The sequence below is a fragment of the Paenibacillus sp. J22P169 genome, from assembly GCF_059691995.1.
The window spans coordinates 1-17,848 of the sequence record NZ_JCAUAO010000016.1 but is presented as its reverse complement, the minus strand read 5'-3'; the positions used below and the strand labels follow the sequence as shown (position 1 = coordinate 17,848).

22 protein-coding genes are annotated in these 17,848 nt (G+C 46.4%); all 22 read right to left on the bottom strand.

The features are described from left to right. Positions 1-170: 170 nt before the first annotated feature. Complete coding sequence (locus AC58QG_RS34505; RefSeq protein ID WP_497366533.1) at positions 171-815, bottom strand: YmfQ family protein; 645 nt, start codon at positions 813-815, stop codon at positions 171-173. 97 nt (positions 816-912) lie between these two features. Continuing rightward, entirely contained in the window at positions 913-2,385 is a 1,473-nt protein-coding gene (wzy, locus tag AC58QG_RS34500; RefSeq protein WP_497366532.1) for an O-antigen polysaccharide polymerase Wzy, read from the bottom strand. A gap of 82 nt (positions 2,386-2,467) precedes the next feature. Then, the gene (locus AC58QG_RS34495) at positions 2,468-3,853 is read right to left on the bottom strand and encodes a hypothetical protein (protein ID WP_497366531.1); all 1,386 of its coding nucleotides are present in this window, start codon (positions 3,851-3,853) and stop codon (positions 2,468-2,470) included. Then, positions 3,840-4,277 carry a hypothetical protein gene (locus tag AC58QG_RS34490; RefSeq protein ID WP_497366530.1) on the bottom strand — a complete coding sequence of 146 codons (438 nt, stop codon included), beginning with the start codon at positions 4,275-4,277 and terminating at the stop codon, positions 3,840-3,842. Before AC58QG_RS34490 ends, AC58QG_RS34495 begins: the two co-directional genes overlap by 14 nt. A gap of 15 nt (positions 4,278-4,292) precedes the next feature. Continuing rightward, positions 4,293-5,339 (bottom strand): baseplate J/gp47 family protein, encoded by a 1,047-nt coding sequence (locus AC58QG_RS34485; RefSeq protein WP_497366529.1) that lies wholly within the window; start codon positions 5,337-5,339, stop codon positions 4,293-4,295. Then, positions 5,340-5,753: a DUF2634 domain-containing protein gene (locus AC58QG_RS34480; protein ID WP_497366528.1), complete on the bottom strand. Its 414-nt coding sequence runs from the start codon at positions 5,751-5,753 to the stop codon at positions 5,340-5,342. Next, positions 5,754-6,092: a DUF2577 family protein gene (locus tag AC58QG_RS34475; RefSeq protein WP_497366527.1), complete on the bottom strand. Its 339-nt coding sequence runs from the start codon at positions 6,090-6,092 to the stop codon at positions 5,754-5,756. A gap of 12 nt (positions 6,093-6,104) precedes the next feature. Then, positions 6,105-7,145, bottom strand: a complete 1,041-nt coding sequence (locus AC58QG_RS34470) for an XkdQ/YqbQ family protein (protein WP_497366526.1) — start codon at positions 7,143-7,145, stop codon at positions 6,105-6,107. Further along, on the bottom strand, positions 7,142-7,819 hold the full coding sequence (locus AC58QG_RS34465) for a LysM peptidoglycan-binding domain-containing protein (RefSeq protein ID WP_497366525.1): 678 nt from the start codon (positions 7,817-7,819) through the stop codon (positions 7,142-7,144). The genes AC58QG_RS34470 and AC58QG_RS34465 overlap by 4 nt, the downstream gene beginning before the upstream one ends. Further along, complete coding sequence (locus AC58QG_RS34460) at positions 7,816-9,504, bottom strand: tape measure protein (RefSeq protein WP_497366524.1); 1,689 nt, start codon at positions 9,502-9,504, stop codon at positions 7,816-7,818. The genes AC58QG_RS34465 and AC58QG_RS34460 overlap by 4 nt, the downstream gene beginning before the upstream one ends. A gap of 176 nt (positions 9,505-9,680) precedes the next feature. Then, positions 9,681-10,070, bottom strand: a complete 390-nt coding sequence (locus AC58QG_RS34455) for a phage tail assembly chaperone (RefSeq protein ID WP_497366523.1) — start codon at positions 10,068-10,070, stop codon at positions 9,681-9,683. 99 nt (positions 10,071-10,169) lie between these two features. Next, a complete protein-coding gene (locus tag AC58QG_RS34450) occupies positions 10,170-10,610 on the bottom strand; it encodes a phage tail tube protein (protein ID WP_497366522.1) in 441 nt (146 codons plus the stop codon). A 17-nt stretch (positions 10,611-10,627) separates the two neighbouring features. After that, positions 10,628-11,680, bottom strand: a complete 1,053-nt coding sequence (locus AC58QG_RS34445; RefSeq protein ID WP_497366521.1) for a phage tail sheath subtilisin-like domain-containing protein — start codon at positions 11,678-11,680, stop codon at positions 10,628-10,630. Positions 11,681-11,695: 15 nt separating this feature from the next. Continuing rightward, the gene (locus tag AC58QG_RS34440) at positions 11,696-12,142 is read right to left on the bottom strand and encodes a hypothetical protein (protein WP_497366520.1); all 447 of its coding nucleotides are present in this window, start codon (positions 12,140-12,142) and stop codon (positions 11,696-11,698) included. A gap of 1 nt (position 12,143) precedes the next feature. Further along, positions 12,144-12,569 (bottom strand): HK97 gp10 family phage protein, encoded by a 426-nt coding sequence (locus tag AC58QG_RS34435; protein ID WP_497366519.1) that lies wholly within the window; start codon positions 12,567-12,569, stop codon positions 12,144-12,146. Further along, positions 12,566-12,883 (bottom strand): hypothetical protein, encoded by a 318-nt coding sequence (locus AC58QG_RS34430; protein WP_497366518.1) that lies wholly within the window; start codon positions 12,881-12,883, stop codon positions 12,566-12,568. Before AC58QG_RS34430 ends, AC58QG_RS34435 begins: the two co-directional genes overlap by 4 nt. Continuing rightward, a complete protein-coding gene (locus AC58QG_RS34425; protein WP_497366517.1) occupies positions 12,883-13,284 on the bottom strand; it encodes a hypothetical protein in 402 nt (133 codons plus the stop codon). The genes AC58QG_RS34430 and AC58QG_RS34425 overlap by 1 nt, the downstream gene beginning before the upstream one ends. Before the next feature lie 19 nt (positions 13,285-13,303). Then, positions 13,304-13,516, bottom strand: a complete 213-nt coding sequence (locus AC58QG_RS34420; protein WP_497366516.1) for a hypothetical protein — start codon at positions 13,514-13,516, stop codon at positions 13,304-13,306. Between the two features lie 58 nt (positions 13,517-13,574). Further along, on the bottom strand, positions 13,575-14,693 hold the full coding sequence (locus AC58QG_RS34415; RefSeq protein ID WP_497366515.1) for an SU10 major capsid protein: 1,119 nt from the start codon (positions 14,691-14,693) through the stop codon (positions 13,575-13,577). A gap of 66 nt (positions 14,694-14,759) precedes the next feature. Next, complete coding sequence (locus AC58QG_RS34410) at positions 14,760-15,452, bottom strand: phage scaffolding protein (RefSeq protein WP_497366514.1); 693 nt, start codon at positions 15,450-15,452, stop codon at positions 14,760-14,762. Between the two features lie 394 nt (positions 15,453-15,846). Beyond that, entirely contained in the window at positions 15,847-16,593 is a 747-nt protein-coding gene (locus tag AC58QG_RS34405; RefSeq protein WP_497366513.1) for an SGNH/GDSL hydrolase family protein, read from the bottom strand. Positions 16,594-16,613: 20 nt separating this feature from the next. After that, on the bottom strand, positions 16,614-17,848 hold a 1,235-nt coding region (locus AC58QG_RS34400), incomplete at its 5' end, for a fibronectin type III domain-containing protein (RefSeq protein WP_497366512.1).

The following is a 17,848-nucleotide window of genomic DNA, read 5'->3' as shown; positions in this document are numbered from 1 at the left end:
TTTCGACCCGTTGCCGGCCGTTCCGTCGTGCGTATGAGCAATCTTAGCCGCCCCGTTATCTATTGCGTCAATTAACGCCTGCTGATTCGCGAGCGTTACGTTATCCGAACTCGTCGGACGCGGTAAGCCTAATTTCGGTGTTGTCGTAGCTATGACGAACCCCTCCGTTCTTATAATGACTCAAATTGAGTCCACGTGTAATTATGTGTATCAAGAGAGCCCCACGTAAAAGCATTCGCATCAAGCGCGCTCCACGTCATGTACGTAAACACGAAGTTTATCGCTAAGTGAGCCGGAATAATCTCGCGTAACGCATTTTGGATATCGGGCACATTGGCGGGAACGCCGCGCGTGCTTACAAATTTAATGTCTACGGTATAGGTAGCGTTGTTTTCAATGACAGCGACTTCCCCGTTGTCAAACGATTCCGCCACGCTCTTAATCAGGGCGGTGGTCACCGTGCCTACTCCGCGCAGCTTCGACTTCAGTACGGAGCGCCGCTGATCGATCGGCTTCGAGTCATCCGTCGCGATTCCGCAGATGCGTTCCCAGTTCGCGAGGCCCCACGTAGCGGTATCAACGAAAAACTGCGCGAGAACATCGTAGATATCCGCGTTTAATTTCGTTATTTCCGCTGACTTAGCGTTAAGCAGATTATCGACCGTCTTGGAGTCGCGATAATACGATGGAAGATAATCGCCCATATCCGTCCGGATTGTCGTGAATATGCGAGCCCCTACGTCGTAGTCTTTTGTAGCGTATTTTTTCGTTGATGCGGCTTGGAACGGAGTAATGAAGAACGTGCTTTTCGCCATAGGCTGGCACCTCCTTTCTATCCACGTTTATTGCGTATAATAGTCCGATTGTTCAAAATTGAATAACTCTTCGTTAGTTAAATGCAAAAGAACCCGTCTATTCGACGAGTTCCTTGTTCCATAGTGATTCATTTAATCTTCTCGATGATACTTTTGACGACTTTTTGAATGATCCTTTTATAATTGTTGTACCGAAATAAGGAATTGCTGCGTACCACAACAAAGGTCTCACAATTGTTGCTGACTCGTCCCTCGCAATAAAAAGTAGGAAGGCAAGGAATGTTGCAACCATTGCAATTTTCGCTGGATCACCATTTCGTTCAGCCCATAAGAAAAATTTAACAAGCACAAATCCAAATACAAATAAAGAAATTGGAGCAATTAAGTAACCAAAGTTTGCATAAGCTTCTGCGATATAAGAATACCCAATTCCTCCCCCCAGATTAGCTATAAAGGGATCGACCTGCCAAATTAGCCAATTAGCAAATTTTCCATGAGCAACAGCAGGATGGATATCCCAAAATAGATTCGGCATTGCTGTTGTTAGAGCGTACAAGTAACTTGCTCCTAAATCATAAGACCTATTTGCGGGGATAATAGTCAACGTATATACAACTGTATTCATTGAATTACCCATTTCATGAAAAATGGATACAACTGGATTATCAATCGAGAAGTACGCGTCTGATATCGCAGATAATGAGAACCTTTCACCACCTGAACTATTTCTCAATAAACCAACAATTGGGAATACAAGAAACAAGAATGTTGATCCAAATGTCGTTAGTACAGTTTTTGAAATAGGTTTTACACATGTGTGCCAAACCCATGCGAAAGCCAACAGTGGTAATATTGGGCCAGATCTTGTACCTACGAAGAAACCTGCCAAAGAGTAAAGTGAAATTGTAACCACTGCTAAAAATATATTCAGTTTTTTAGATCCCCGATTGCTACCAGCGATCAAAAATAAAACAGCCGGCACAACGAATGTTGCAAGTAGTTGTGATGAATTATCTAACCCAACGGATGCTTCCTTTTGAAAAACACCCATATATCCCGAATTCAGCACGGTGACGATTGAATTTTTAAATTTTATTATTGTTGGAATAATTGAAACCGCTAATAAAGCCCATCCTATCGTACTAACTGCCTTATAATGCTTATCATCGTATTCCTTCTTTACTAAAGTCTTATCAACTTTCTTTTTATTCCATGCAATTAAAGCGCCTAAATGTAGAAAAGAATGGCATAGGATTACAAGAAATAGAGTCTTCACAATTAAATCATTGCTAAAAGTTCCGTCGAAATACGTGTCTTGTATTCCGAATGTGATCAAGAATGCTTGGCCTGAATTAAATAACATAGACGATAATAAAAACAATGGATACGGACTAAATATCACTTTTGTTACCATTCTCCAAGACCACAATTGCCATATAAACAGAAGGACAGATAAGAGTGAAGTAAAGTAAACATAATTACTCGGATCCAGTGAGGTGTTATAGAATATTGCCCCGCCTAAAATTAAAACAATTGTTATTACAAAGTGTATAGCGGTAATAAAAACCATAGGAATCTCCTCATTATTGTTCTTTTGAATTTCACCTCCGAACACTAGCATAATTTACCTATAATGGCAACTATCTTTTTGATTATGCGTCTATTGCTCCGAATGCCTTCCAAGTACCCGGGGTACCTGCCGTAACGCAAACAAAACCTATCTTTCCACTTGCGGATGGAGCTGAATGCCACACAATGTCACCTACAACCCATGTTCCCGTTGTAGGTGCAGCGCTAGCGGTCCTTTTTATCATTACTTCACGGTAGACTGTCGTACCATCAGGATCGTACTCAAGCTTAGATGAACCTGAATTAAATCTCATATGCCCTTGAGTAGTACCAGTATTTCCTTCGAAGTAATTAATCCCGTTGTACGCTCTATTAGTACCATATTTCGAGTTAAATCCCGATACTCTACTAATCTGATTCGTAATAATTGCCCTAGTATCAATCCCAATTAGCGTATGGATAATAATGTCAAAATTAAACAATGATTGGCCTGCGTTAAGTTCTACAAGAAATTTACCGGCAGCTACAATGTTCGTTTGAAATGTTGTGCTTTCAATATCAACAACGACTCTTCCTGAACCGCTAGCGGATCCGCTAAAGTCAAACACTGAAGCGAGCGAGTTAGGCAAGATCACCTTGCCACTGAATAATTTGATTAGATTAGTCGATAATAGGGTCATTGTCTGCTCAATTTTTAACACTCTTGAACTTGTTCTCTGGCTCACAAAATAAGGATTGATTGCACTAATAACCCCGAAATTTGAAATTGAAGGCGAATTAATACTGAAAACCGTGTCAAACTCCTCAACCCAACAATCAAAAAGATTAATTTCGGAAAATCCACTTTCAATTTTGAACGTATTTGTTGTATCCCATACATTGAGGTTTTGGAAAGTAATTAATCCATTGAATGCAACAATCCTAAACGCATTAGTCGCTCTAGCAACTGTGATACGGTTAATCTGCACCAAACTTGAATTCCCTAGAGTCATCGCGTTAACGCAATCCTCGAAAGAAACATTTGAGAATTTCGCTTGCTCTAGTTTGTCACCAACTATTAAATCGTTGTTACTGTTTCCAGTGAGGGTGATGTCTTCAATTTTCGTTTCATATAAATAACCACCACCTGATTCAACTAGCTGTAATCCGCCCGAATTATGCGTGAAGATCAAACTACTTTTCGTGATATCTCTACCTTTTATATGGAGATATCCGTTTGTTCCAGCTACAATCTTCCCTGCTTTCTTGATTTTATATCGATCGTTCACCATCAACACAGAACTTGTTGACATTGCATCTGCTACCGCTTGTTCTAAAGCAGATGACCAATCCCAATCTGCTTTAGATAAATGCTTATCAGTTGCAAGATTCTCGTAGCTACCTAATGCAATTTCTCTTGCCGTTTTGTACGCAACATCCGCCTTAAGCGCAGTAATCTCTTTCGTAGGGCTATGTTCAAATCGCGACAAATGAGATCCCCTCCCCGCTAACCGACGCGTCAATCCATATTAAATAAGCGTTGCTCACCGAAAGGGTAATGCTATCATTTGCCATTAATTCCGCCCCATAAACGCTTGCCGATACATCCGCACCGCCAACGTAAATAGATCCCGTATTTCCCTTTTTCGCAATCAACGTCACTTCACGGCATGGAATATTCGGCAACTGTACGCGAGTACCCGCCGCCGTCACGCTCTTAAGCGCACCGCTTAGTGTTGAGCTTCCTGTTTGATTAACGTTTACTGTAGCTAAGAAGTCCTTAACGATAACGTAGATAGCGCCATCTTTCCCCTTAAGGACTTCATATGCGTCGACTCCGGTTTCCGCGTTAAAATACTGCGGAACTGGATCTAATTGCTGATCCCCGACCATTTTTTTCGTATTGTAACCCAAATCACGTCAACCCCTTTACGTTATTGTTCCTACAACCGCTATACTTCCTTCCGCGACCGTAATGTTCGCCGTCCCACCGTTAACAGTAAGACCGGAATAATCCGTAACTGCGTCGGCAGTAAGTACGATGTTTGCAATCTGCGTGTACCGTACGATTGGATCAGTAAAGGCTAGCGTTTTTAAATATTCCGCGAGTGCAGCCGCGATTTGATCTCGCGCATCCGTTAACGTTGCCCCCGCTTTTAGCGTGTAGGTTCCGCTAACATCGATCGCGACTTCCGTTGCTCCGACGACCGTAACCGTAGCGCCAATCGGGCTCACCGTTCCAATATACGTCGCCGCATCCGTAACTTTGGCGGTTAGTGGAGCTCGTTTGTTTGCGTCGAGTAATACGACTTTTACTGTTCCCGCACCGCTCCATATCGGATATACTTTCGCGTCAGATATTCCGCTTACTTCTAGCGCCCATTTGCGATATTGATTCGCGTTACCTGACGTAGCTGGCTTGCGGACGTCTTCGAGATATCGCGCGAGTAATTCTTCGTCCGATTCCGTGTTAATACCACCGGAGAACGGAGCCGAGTTCGCCACGCCGGCCACACCGCTAAGATTACCGAAGACTAGCGTTATGGCGCTTGCTGCTACGTTGCCGGAAACACCGCTTAACTGTGCTTCGGCTGCGACGGTAATGGAACCGCCGGCGATGGTACCGTCTGCTGTTGTTACGAATAAGACGGGCGTATTGCCGCCGGTAGAAAGTACCGTACCCGTTGCGATGGCCGTGCCGTTAGTTCCCGTAATCGTAACGGAGCCTGTCGCTTTAACAGCTGCCTTACGTGTGATACCGCGTTCACTTGCACGATAATCGAGATAAGGACCGTACGTTATATCCGCGAATCCAAATCTTAGTACGTTGTCCATTTCAACGTAAGCTTTCGCAAGTTCAATAGCTGACGTTGAGAGTAAATCGAACGTAACAGAGCCTTCGCGTAGATCTAACGTTTGATCGCTTGCGTCTAGCATCCGCTGTAGGACGGCGGCTTTCGTTTCAGTTTCGTACATTTATAGCGTCACCTCCTGCGTGGTCTCACCATAGACCGAATCGACCGTGAATGAAATGTATAGACCGTCGAGTGACCGGCTTATTACGAAGTTTCGGACGGCTTTAATGCGAGCATCGTAGATTAGAGCATCGGTTATTACGCGTGGAATCTCAGCGTTTAATAGCGCCTGCGGAACGTCTTGACCGACGATGTCTTCGAGCTCGCATCCGTATTGATTCGAGTAAATTTGAAAGCGGTAGCGAGCGGTCAGAACCGCTTTTCGGACGAACTGGCGGACAGCATCGATTCCGTCTATTTTCGCGCCACTAACTTCTTCACCATCGAAGTCGATTGCATACGTTTTGGACGGCAAAATAACCGTCGCAACTTCAGTCGCGCGGTTTGTTACGGGTTTTAATGGGCTCAGCGCCATTTACAAAATCACCGCCTTATCGATTACTACGTACGATTGGCCGCCGTTCATTGATACGGTAATCACGCGATCCCCTACTTCAAGCGGAGACTGTACAACCATAACGGATGAAGAGCCGCCGTTTATCGTCACTTGGCGTGTATACTGCGTAAGGTGTTCCGCAATAACGAGGTCGGACGCGTCGAAAACAATCGGGCAGTTATCGATCTTTAATGTGATTGCGGGAAGGACTGAAGTTATGGTAGCGAGCTCGAATCGGTCGAACTCGTTATAGCCGATCTGGCGTATGACCTGTGTTAGACGACTGATACCGGTTCCCTCAAGAACATCGTGACCCATTCATTCAACTCCTTATAATAGCGCTAAAAATTCGTCGTACTGCGACGTGTCCGCACTCTTTTTAATAGCCGGCGCCTCGTACTCTAACGTTGGAAGTCCTTCATCCCCTGAGATCGTCACCGTCATCTTGTACGTATCGCCATCCCACGTATGAGAATCGTTAATAACGTAGTAAGCACCTGCAATACTCGTAAGCGATTCACGTACATATACGACGACACCTGCGGTTACATTGACGTCACCTAACGCTGTTACATTTGCGTCATCACTAATCGTTGCCTTTGTCGCTAGCAAAACGGTAGCTAATTGCTCTAACTGCGACCGTGTCATATCGGAATCTGCGCGCTCAAGATGCTGCATAACTCCGAATTTCTCCGTGAGAGTTTCATCCTTAATCGTAAACTCGATCGGGTTCTTATCCTCGTCGCCACCGATTATTTTAATCTGGTTACGTGTATCTTCGATAGATAGCGAGTAAGAAGCGTCAATGATATTCGTAGAATCGTCGAGAATGAAGTTTACGACTTTTTCTCCGCGCTCGATCAAATTAACGCGACCGTGGTCAGACTGAATTAAAAACCGCCGCCCTGTCTGCTTCCGCGTTTCACTCAGCGCAGTAATCGCCATGCTCCATAATTCCATATCACGAAGCACTAGTTTCGGTAGTATATAACCGGTATCCGCTATTGAGCCAATTTCAATTCCGAAGTCATCGCATAATTCGCGTAAAATAGCCGAGGCCGTCATATTTGAAAATTTACGTGAATCAACGGATTTCATGAGATAAACCGCCTCGTCATACGCAGTTATCTGCATAACGCCTGAAGCACCGATGCTGTGCGAAAAGATGACTCCGCGAAATAGTTCTGTATTATCCGATAATAAAACGAGCTGCTTGCCGAGTTCTACCGTAATCGCCTGCGTGAGCCCATCCTGCGTATTCTTAATAGAAACGTAAAGTCTTCGGTATGCTTGCGTGATGTCTCCGGACCAGTTAACGGATGTGACTAAAGGATCAATAATCGTGTCATCGTAAATTATAGAAATTGTCACGTTATCGTTAACACCTGCCCCGCGTAGATAAGATTCGGATTCTTACCGATAATTTCCTTATTCGCGTTATAAATGTCGCTCCACTTATCGCCGTCTATATATACCGCATGCGCAATTTTCGTTAGGTCGTCACCAGGCTTCACCGTATAGGACGTGACTGTTGGGATAGCCTTCCCTGTACGCGTTTCTTGTCCGGATACAAACGCAGATGCAAATTGCAATCCTTCTGCCGGCTTCTCTGTGACCCTTTTCAGCTCCGTAAATCTGTACTCTTTCAGAGCAATCTCGTAAAAAATATCACCAACGTGACCGGCACGCTCCTCGTAAGTAAAAGAGCGTATAGTTACCGGAATATTTACCGACCCCGTTATTGTTAGGCGAATTGGCTGCCGTGTTTCGATCCACTTTTCGATTAACGCTACGGCATCTTGCGGATTCGGAATGTCTGAGTATTCGCAAAAGGACGAATTATAATCGCGTGGAAAAAACGAAGCAAGCGAATATTCCCGCAATCTATCCGTTCCGATTACGGTAAGCTCGCCGAGTTGTGTCGTCAACACATCGTCGTAGCCGTGCGTTTTCGAGATGCGGATTGATTCCGGATTAACGGGGAGGCGGAGTTTTTCAGCTCCGTTATTATACGTTAGCCAAAACTGAAGATCGTTTGTCATCATACACCGGCCTCCCTTGCTCCGCGAATCTCCTTAGCTAACGCACCAGCTAGCTTTTGAATATCCGCGTCTTCACGGATAACTGTACCGTGCATATTAATCGTAATACCACCGTCATTACCGCCGCCTGATCTGCGCTTATCAGCGTCCGCCTTCGTAAGTACTTCCTCATCTACGTGAAGGCGCGCCGTGTATCCGTTGTAAGGAACGCGTGACAATCCGCCAGCGTGACCGTTCGGGTCCGGCGGGCCTGCGATCGGATTCGCCTTCCGGTAATCTAAGAGCGCTTTTCCTCCGAGAACCTTACCGTTTTCGTCTCTGATAACTTCCGGATTGAGAAGTCTATTTGCCGGAGCGAGAAAGTTTTTAATTCCGGAAATAGTTCCTTCGTTCTTAAATACTTCCGCGTCTGACTTAATATCGCTCGAAATCTGTTTAACCGCGCTTACGCTTCCCGAACCTACCGCCAATGCAGCCGCAATCTTAACCGTCGCACTGCCTGGCGTCGCGATGTATGCCATTAAAGCAGCCATTTTCGGATTCTCTTTGGAAAATTGCTCTAGGCCCGTTAACATGCCGCTCGCGAGCGATTTACCGAGATCAATTCCGACGCTCGCTAACTGGTCGCTGGAGCCTGATAGCGCCGTACTGATAAATCCGATGAGGCTACTTGTAGCGCTTTTTATCTGCTCGTTTCCGCCAGACTTATACCACGAGTCAAACGTCTTCTTCAGATCATCGATGATAAATTCGAATCGTTGCTTAATCGTAGCTAAGTTCTTAAATGCTGGATTATCGAGGTAATTAGTCCGCACGTACTTAAACGCACGCTCAAAATTCGATAGGATTGCGTCCGATCCCGCCTTTGCAGCTTTCGCCAGTCCGTCACCCCAACGTTTAATAGTTGCGCCATTATTGTTAAGCCACGTTACGATCGCGTCGAATCTCGGTTTTAATGCTGCCGCAATGCCTTCGCCCCACTTAACGAGCAGCTTATTGTTGAACGTGTCCTTCATCGTTGACCACATGCCGCCGAGTGATTTCGATTGTTTATCCATCATGTCCGGAAACGTCTTATTCATTCCGTCGATTAACGCGTTGATAGCTTTATCAGCCGGTATGATACCTTTCTCCGACATCTTCATAACGTTGGCCGTCGTAGTATTCATTTTATTTGCGAGGATTTCCCACGCAGGAATACCTGCTTCGACGAGCTGTAACATTTCGTCGCCCTGTACCTTACCCTTCGCGCGCATCTGACCGAGTGCTAGCGTTAATCGATCGACGCCTTCCGCTCCTAAACTAAGCCCAGCAGCGGCGTTACCGACTCCGGTTAACATTGGTACCACTCTTTCTGCGCTGAAGCCAAACGCGAGCATCTTTTTAGCTGCATCACGTAATTGCGGAAGCTCAAACGGAGTTCTATTTGCAAAATCGGACAACTCTTCTAAAAACTTCGCCGCCTTATCGCCGTCCTTAAGCATCGTAGTAAAAGCGATACTCGCCTGCTCAGCGTCAGACGCCAGCTTCAATGCATTCTTTGTTGCCGCAACACCTGCAATCGCTGCCCCAAGCGCATGAACTCCCACCGCTGCTGCGGACGCTTTTAAAGCGAGTGAACTCATTGAGCGTAACGCGCTGTTAACAGGCCGCGTCATATTATCAATTACTCGTAGACGCGCTACCAAATCGTATGCGATACGTCATCTCTCCTTTCCTTGCGCGATCTCTTCGTCAAGTACTATCGCTTCTGATACGAGCATGAACCGTCGAGTCCGTATATCCTTCGCGTAAAACTCGTCAGGCGGGATATGGTGGCGTTGAAAAATCCGATGAACTAGATATGGAACGCCGCCCGCCTGAATTAGTTTTTTACGTCTTCTTCCGCATCCTCTTCGTCTCCGAATCCCGATAGTTCCATGCCGGCAGCTATGATGCGCGTTAGCTCGCCAGGTAACAACGCTTTGCCGACGCACTCGACCGCGTTAGCTGCGCCGTATTTCGCTAGAAGAGCTTTATCTCCGAAGTCCGGTGATACGCAGAATTTAACCGCGAGCACCGCGTTAAGGCGGTCGGCATCTACGGTTGATTCCTTACGCGATCCCTTACCGCTAAATTGCGTACATTGTTCACGTGCCTTTTCGAGTGATTTCGTATCAATCGCTTTAAGGCGGAAATTTACTCCGAGTCTCTTGATGTAAAGATCCTGTTCAATCTCGAGATTTGCGGATAGTAGCGCTTGTAGTGCATCCATTTATATTCCTCCGATAATCGGCGTTAATTGCCGTTGGTTTTCGTAATTAAAAACGCAGCTAACGAATTAACGTTTGAGCTGCGTTTATGTCCGTTACATTTAATTAATCGTGATTTTATCGAGGTACTCAAAGTCATCGAAAACGAAAGGCCATTCTTGCTCGACGATCGATCCGCTTTCGAATTTCATGATGTCTATCTTCGTAAATTGAACGCCTTTTAATCGGACGCGCTCATACCCGTAAGCTTCCGGATCGGCAAGCTTCATAATCAATTCGCAAACGAATGCGCCTCTTCTGTCATCCATAGCCTGCGCGATTTGTTCTGCAAACTCAGTCGTGATTTTATATCCGCCGATACTGCCTGACAGTTCGATCGAGCCTAGCTTGTTACCGACTCTCCGTGTACCACTACGTTTAATCTTGTCGTACGAGATGTCGGCAGCTGCTTCTGCTTTATAGAAATTCGTCAACCAGGCGCCGTCTTTCCAGACTTCACCGGAATGCCCTTGAATCGCGCGTGTAGGATCTAAAACTGGCATACGTTACACCACCCTTCTTATACGGAAATTGTGAGGAAAATTCGTTCCATGCTATCGAGTTCAACGTAGCTAATCAGCAGGTAAACGCTGTCGCCTACGCTTTGGAATTGCGGATCGAGACCGACATTGATGCCCGTTAGGACGCCCGCAGCTTCTAACGTTTCGAGATACGCCTTAACAGCGGAAATAAGCGCCGCCTGACCGTCCGCATCGTTATTGATTTGTCCGATATAGGAATCGGCCGCCGTCTTCGTAATGTCGTTGCTGATCGCCTGGCGTGCGCGAATAGAACGAATTTTCTTACCAGAAGTCGTTAGTCCCTGTTCGATTTTCACCTTTTCCCCGTCGTTAACGAGTACGAGTGAGCCGGCCGCCAACGCCGTTACAACTTCTGCGTTTGTATATCGTTTATTCACGTCAGTCACCGGAGCGATCTTGTACGTAATCGAACGATTGATTGGTGTACCTGCAATAAGACCCGCTACATAAGGCGCATAGACGCCGGACGATACGGTTACACCGTTGATTACTACGCCTACCGTCAGATTAGCGGCGTAGTCGCTGAGTAATCGTACGGAGCGCGCGTTACCCGTTGCTGGCGTTTGATCGTCGACTGCTGCCGCCGTTCCGAATATCGCAAAGAAGTGCTTACCCGCCGTCTTATTCGCGGTTACCCACGTTAGCGTCGAGTCTTGAATAGCCGCCGTAACTTCACCGTCAAAGACGAAAACATTGAACGGACGTGTATCGAACGCCGTCCGTGCGTCAGCGTAATCCGTTACTGTTGCGCCTACTGGCAATGTATAAACGAGGATCTCCTTTGCGCCACCTTGTAGCGCGTACTTAATTGATTCGATATTCCCCGCACCGAACAGTCCTGCCGCCGTTGTTTCGTTATCGACCGTGTAGAACGTTTTAACCGTAGCTGTACCGCCGGCGAATGCTTTTAAGGGAATGGCTACCACTCCTCTTGCGCCACCTTTAATCTGCGCAGCGGCTGCGGTTTTAAAATTGATGTATAAACCCGGCCTAACTGGTAATGCCGTCGGGTCCCAACTTCCTCCTGCCATCGTGCAGCCTCCTTTTTAATACCGAATATTTACGTGCATTATTTTTTGCGTGTTCTCATACGCATCCATCGACTTCATTTCGCGAGTGGTCGTCGTCAATACGCCAATGCTCACATAGACGTCTTCAGCCGCCGATTTAAACGGCATTCCGTAAGCAAAGGAGTCAACGTTTATGTAACGCGTAGATCCACTCTTCGCAATAACTTTCGCGGAGTATAAAGCCGTACTAAGCGCGTCCATCTTAGCGAGTACGTCCTGCGGATTAACGCCAACGTAAATGATCTGATATTCACGCTCAGCTCGCCAGCTGACGTTTGTCTCCGTTTCCCTGCGCTCATTTTGTAGCTCCGTTACGAACGTATTAGCAGCGGTCTTAAGCGGTCGCGCCATGAACGTTTGGGCAGTCGGAAATTTCTGCGCGATGAACGCGTCGATCGATTCAATATCGTTAATTAACGACACGCTACCACCCTCTCCGCCTCAGTTCGCTTTGTATTTCCGCTTCGACTCCGCGTAGCCACTTTTCACCGTGCTGCTCCGATGCTACGTCGAGGAACTTTTTCTCCGTCCCTGGCTTACGTAATGACCGGCCGCCTGCGTTTTTTTCGTGAATGTAGTAAGCGTAATTAAAACGTTGCGCGCCCCGATTGCTTTCGATCGCAGTTACGTTGAACTCACCGTCCAAATCGAGACCCCTTCCGGTAATCCGATTAGGTCCGAATCCGCGACGCAACGTACCCTTGTCTAGCGGAGCAATATCCGTAGACTCGATTCTCCATTCGTCGAGAGCATCGTGCATACCGCGTTTGGCTGCCTCCGCAACAACGTCCATAGCGTTCGAATACAATCGCAAAACGTTACCTAAATTGAGCTCGATTTCGCGACTCATACGTACACCTCCGTAAGCATCGGCTTGCCACTGATTCCGCGTTTCACTGCGATATTTAGCGGTTTTCGTTCGACTGTCACACCGTTTTCGTTCGTATACGTTATCGTGTCGTCGTACGTGATATCCGCCAGTTTATCAAGTGTAATGCGCAAGCTAGTGACCGCTTCTTTTCCGCTAGGTGCCGTTATGACCTTCGTTTCCTCTACAACGCGCGCTTTGAGCGTAAGGATATCGCCCACAATAGCGCCGCCCCAACCATCGGTACCGGCCGATTTAGTTACGTTAATTTCTTGTTTCAATGGAACGATCGGCATTATATCACCGTCCAGGCTACATTACGGCGCGTTGGCTTTATTCCACCGTTTTCAACGCCGATTAAATCGAGAGTTGATTGCGGAATAAACTTCGCTAGGTCTCCGCCAGCGGACGATACTAACGCATCCTTAAACGTAAATGAAGCAGTTCCGCTAATGCTAACGGATGTAACGCCTTGCTGCCCGAGCTTATTCGTATCGTTAAACGCGATCGCGAGATTATTTGCGAAATCATAGACGGCTTTATCCGGAATCGTATACGTTGGGTACTTTGTCGTTAGCGTACGTGATGCGACGTTTAACAATCGTTGTTTTCTCGCTTCGTCACTATCCGACCAGTCCTCAACGTCAATACAATTCTGCTCGATATACTCGTCGGCTTGCCCAATATTTACCGCCATAACGAACCTCCTCCGTTTTCTATTTCGCGGAGGATTTACGCTGAGCTGGCGCTTTAGGCGTTACTTCCTCCGGTATTTCATCCGATTCTTTTGTAATCCATACCGGCACAAGTCCGTCAAGTAAGTGAATCTCTGCTACATCGTCCGTTGAAAATTCGCCAAGATGATCGAAACTAACGCGGATGTCGCCGTTTTGTACCGAATAAAATGGACTAGCTTTATAAATTGCCATTACGTACCTCCGGAGAAAGAAAAAGAGGCGCTAAGTAGCCGCCTCAATCTTCGTTTTATTAGGATACTGACGTGCTGATGTTTTCAATGATCGCGATTTTCTCTTTCGCGTTCTTAACTTTGATACCGTACTCACCGCGGATTTGACGTGCAACAAAGTCAGCGCCTGCTACTGATGCGTCAACGTCACTTACGGAGCGACCGTTAAGAGCGTGCATGGACAAGATGCTACGGTCAAACAACGCAATTTTATTTTTCGGGAAGTTCGGGTCAACTACGATCGTCGCAACGTTTCCGCCCGTGATATCAGAAACGAACGTGGAAATCTGATGACCAGTAGCGGAATCAGTACGCTGTACTTGGATTGCGTTAGCAGCCAACTTCGAGATTTGACGAGCGCCCGCAGTGTTAGTAAGGATTGTGTTTACGCTACCACCGCGAAGGAAAACTTGCTCCATAACTTCATTGATATCTTTCGCAGCTACTTCCGCATTGCTAAGATTTTTCTTGAAGGCGCCCTTTTGTTGTGCGAAGTACAGTAGACCGCCTGTCATACGTGGAGCTCCTGCGCCGGCATCTACACGACGGCCATAGATCAACCAGTCATTGAACTCGCGTGTCATCTCTTTTAGGCGGAGCTGCACTTGGTAGTCGAGCTCGTTGCCGACGTTATACGTACGAACCGCTTGTTGAGTACCCGAAACTTGCGCGTAGCGTTCGATAATTTGGGAGAAGTTGTACTCCACTTGTCTGTCGTGACCTTCGTCAGTTCCGACTCCAGCGCCTTCAAGTTGTGGACGTGCTACGATTCGGATTTCTGCACCGTTGGCGAGCGCAGCAGCCGTAGTACCGTCAAAGCCACGCGATACAGTTATCACATCGCCTGCAACGCCAGTAACTTTTAGATACTCTTCACCGATTACGATTAATGCATTAGCACGGAATTTAATCCCGTCGCCTGTCGCTACAGTAACGGTAGTGTCGCTGATTAATTTTGCGCCGTTAACGGTGGAACGGTTGGAGTTGAGGTTATCGCTCATCCATTCGTATTTCGTTTGTGTAAGCGGCTCGCCATTCATACCAACTAAACCTAGAAGAGTTGGAGCATCGTTGATGATAAGGTCAATACCTGCGGATAGATCACGGATTTGATTCTGAAAGTCGTATGTTTGTAACATTTAAAATTCCTCCTTGGGGGTATGTGTAAATTAAAAAACCATCCTGCACTTTGGCGGGACGGTTATCTACCGTAGTAACTCTTTAATTTTGTTTGATAACTGAATTACCTTACTAAAGTCACGCTTCTGCTTCGCGTCTTCAAGCTGATGCTCTAACGTTTTCACTTCGTCACTAGATTGGTAATTCGTACCTTCACCGATCTTTTTTGGCGTCTCTTTCTTCGCCTCCGCTAGATACGGTTTATCTTTAACAAGCGCCTCAATTACGTCCTTTACGCCGACCACGTTTCCATCATCGTCAACACTTACCGCGGAAGTGTCAGCTAATTTGAATGCGTCATCGAGCGCATCAGCACGAATACCGGACTCTCGCGCTAAAGCACGGAATTCCGATTTAATGAGGCGTTGGTTAGCGGCTGTTAACGCTTTGTCGCGTGACTCTTCGGCAGCTAGCACTTTGTCTAACGCGTCTTTCTTCTCCGCTTCCAGGCGTTCCTTGTCGGACATTTCCGCTAGTTTGCGGGCTTCTTCCGCCTCTTTTAGGCGTTCGCGTTCTGCTTTGATATCGTCGTAATCCGCAAATTTCTTACGCTCACGCGTGATTCTATCCGCGATCATCCGGTCGAGCTCCTCCTGCGTCATCTCTAGCTTCTTAGCTGGCGGATCAGCTGGCGGGTCCTGCGGTGGATCAGCGGGCGGATCTTGCGCGAACATTTGCATATCGAGACTTAGCGGGAATTTACGTTTAATATCGCTCATTGCGTGTACCTCCACCGTTTAAGGTCCGTCGACCATCGTTTAAAACAGCCGTTTCAGTTTTACGTCGTGAACGTTCGGACAACGAGAAATAGCCCCGATCGGCTCGGAGCAAAGATTATTTTCAATTGACATCATTATAGCAACGTGATACAAATTGTATCGAGAGCCTATTATAAAAATGGAGTGAATAATATGCATAAAGTCATACAATCCAGCGATCCCGACATCGATACGTTAAAATGTCCTAAATGCAAAGCGATTTGGCGCGTTAAAGGACACTATGACTACGATGGGGGTGGTTGGGTTTACGAAAAAATCAACGATGAACTATGCCCTTGTGGTTGTAACAATTTTTTTGGATTTCGACTAAAAGGAAAAATATTAAAATAAAATTCTAGTAATTTAATATTTGCCTAAAGATAAGTTCGGCTATCTTTTGCGCTCCCGCAGGATTGGGATGTACTCCATCCGTGGTGAGTGTACTTAAATTTCTGAAGTGCAACCCACTTGTATTCTGTAAATCAATAACGGGTAAAGCGTACTTTTGCCCGATTATTTTTATAGCTGCTGTTGCTTGTGCTGTGTTGGTGATATATTCAGCATCCAAAGACTGAATAGGTGTTAGTAATATGATTTGAATGTTAGCGTTCATACTTTGAATGAACTCAATACTTCGGCAAAAGTTACCGTAATACGTATCAGGGTATGAGTTGAAATTACTAATACCTGAAATATCGGCTATTGTCGAACTTCCTACACCTGCATTATGTCCGATAGTCATCGTTACGAGATCGGCTTGTGCGTAGTTAGGCGCAGTAAATGTTAAACCTCCGCTTGACGTTCCGCCGCATACAATGCATCTAAAACGGTTATGGTCTGCGCCTGAACTTCCAAAATTAGTGAATGTCACATTTAGCTTAGGGGCTAAGTATGTAGGGTAGTTATTTAAGCTAGTTGTATTTGTTATACTATCCCCGAAATTGTACATCCTTTTACCGCTATATTTCATGTATTCGCTGCTGCTTCCACCACCCGATCCCGGAGGACCTTGCGGGCCTGTATCTCCTTTAGGACCTTGTGGACCGGCGGGGCCCTGAGGTCCTACCGATCCGCTGCCGCCGCTAGATTTCTTTATCCACATAAACGAAATACCTCCGTTCTTTAAACAGCTGTTATTTTGAAGTTATCCCCTCTAGGTACGGTAGTATTGTAGAAAACAAAACCGTGTCTAGTACTTGTCAATGCTGCATTCGCTGTATCTGTATAGGTTTGGATCAACACTCCGTCGATATAGCCTTTATACACATTACCTCTAACTTCTAGTTTCAAATGATACGTTTGTCCTGCAACGAAAGAGAAACTAGCTTTTGCAGGTGGGGTAGTAGCGCCTGAGATAGTTGATAGGAAACCTGCGGTTGTTCCGGCTCCTGCTGCCCCGAAAATCAAACCTTCATCCGCAGCGGCTTGGTTTAATCTTGCTGCAACGCCTGAAATGTTACCAGTTGCTAAAGTAGGTAAGACCAAGTCCATTTCAATATCAATATTATCCGATTTGGCTGTGTTCACATTCGGGAAGAAAGTTGAGGCTGAAAGGAATCCGACTTGGTTGCTAATCACTGATGCTCCCATATCGTTCCAACTACCACCTGTTTCAGCGGTTGTCAGCGTTGCATTAGCACGGTTGAATGTATCGCTCACTATAACTGTAGTCCCTGCTATTGGTGTAGCTGTGGTTGTTACCGCCGTGGAACGGTTATTTGATGCGTCAATTGCAACCACTCGGAAGGTATAAGCTGTCGAAGCGACCAGCCCTGTTACAGTTGTACCCGTAGTTGCAGCACTTACAGGGGAACCAAATACAGTGAAGTTTGTTCCGTCTGTACTGTAAGCAACTTCCTGCGTTGCTACATCGCCGCTTGAAGAGAGAGTCCACGAAAGCGGTACGCTATTACTTGTAGGAGTCCCCGCTGTTAACCCTGTTACAGGATTCGGCGCAGTTGTATCGGCTGTCGCTGACGTTGTAAACGTGGTATTCGTTCCTGTCGCCACATTGCCCGCAGCATCACGCGCTTTAACCCAGAATGTGTACTGCGTTGATGCGGTCAACCCCGTTACATTGTAAGTTAACGCCGTTACCGTTGTAACAAGAGACGCACCGTTGTAAATCTCGTATCCTGTTACAGCCACGTTATCCGTCGCCGCTGTCCAATTGAGCGTTACGCCAGTTTGAGTCAATCCGCTTGTAGTAAGACTAGTAACATTACTCGGCGCGGTTGTATCGGCCAAGTTAATCGTATACGTCGCAGTCTGAACTGCTGACGAATTGCCCGCAGTATCTCTACCGAAGTATTTTAGCGTTGTCGTTGCGCTAATTGCGATCGTTGACGAGTATTGCG

Bases quoted from the DNA above. Each gene is read 5' to 3' on its own strand.
- AC58QG_RS34485 (WP_497366529.1), bottom strand. From the start codon at position 5,339: ATGTACGAAACTGAAACGAAAGCCGCCGTCCTACAGCGGATGCTAGAC.
- AC58QG_RS34465 (WP_497366525.1), bottom strand. From the start codon at position 7,819: ATGATGACAAACGATCTTCAGTTTTGGCTAACGTATAATAACGGAGCT.
- wzy (WP_497366532.1), bottom strand. From the start codon at position 2,385: ATGGTTTTTATTACCGCTATACACTTTGTAATAACAATTGTTTTAATT.
- AC58QG_RS34430 (WP_497366518.1), bottom strand. From the start codon at position 12,883: ATGCCGATCGTTCCATTGAAACAAGAAATTAACGTAACTAAATCGGCC.
- AC58QG_RS34420 (WP_497366516.1), bottom strand. From the start codon at position 13,516: ATGGCAATTTATAAAGCTAGTCCATTTTATTCGGTACAAAACGGCGAC.
- AC58QG_RS34445 (WP_497366521.1), bottom strand. From the start codon at position 11,680: ATGGCAGGAGGAAGTTGGGACCCGACGGCATTACCAGTTAGGCCGGGT.
- AC58QG_RS34475 (WP_497366527.1), bottom strand. From the start codon at position 6,092: ATGGGTCACGATGTTCTTGAGGGAACCGGTATCAGTCGTCTAACACAG.
- AC58QG_RS34480 (WP_497366528.1), bottom strand. From the start codon at position 5,753: ATGGCGCTGAGCCCATTAAAACCCGTAACAAACCGCGCGACTGAAGTT.
- AC58QG_RS34415 (WP_497366515.1), bottom strand. From the start codon at position 14,693: ATGTTACAAACATACGACTTTCAGAATCAAATCCGTGATCTATCCGCA.
- AC58QG_RS34450 (WP_497366522.1), bottom strand. From the start codon at position 10,610: ATGCCAGTTTTAGATCCTACACGCGCGATTCAAGGGCATTCCGGTGAA.
- AC58QG_RS34505 (WP_497366533.1), bottom strand. From the start codon at position 815: ATGGCGAAAAGCACGTTCTTCATTACTCCGTTCCAAGCCGCATCAACG.
- AC58QG_RS34425 (WP_497366517.1), bottom strand. From the start codon at position 13,284: ATGGCGGTAAATATTGGGCAAGCCGACGAGTATATCGAGCAGAATTGT.
- AC58QG_RS34410 (WP_497366514.1), bottom strand. From the start codon at position 15,452: ATGAGCGATATTAAACGTAAATTCCCGCTAAGTCTCGATATGCAAATG.
- AC58QG_RS34405 (WP_497366513.1), bottom strand. From the start codon at position 16,593: ATGTGGATAAAGAAATCTAGCGGCGGCAGCGGATCGGTAGGACCTCAG.
- AC58QG_RS34455 (WP_497366523.1), bottom strand. From the start codon at position 10,070: ATGGATGCACTACAAGCGCTACTATCCGCAAATCTCGAGATTGAACAG.
- AC58QG_RS34435 (WP_497366519.1), bottom strand. From the start codon at position 12,569: ATGAGTCGCGAAATCGAGCTCAATTTAGGTAACGTTTTGCGATTGTAT.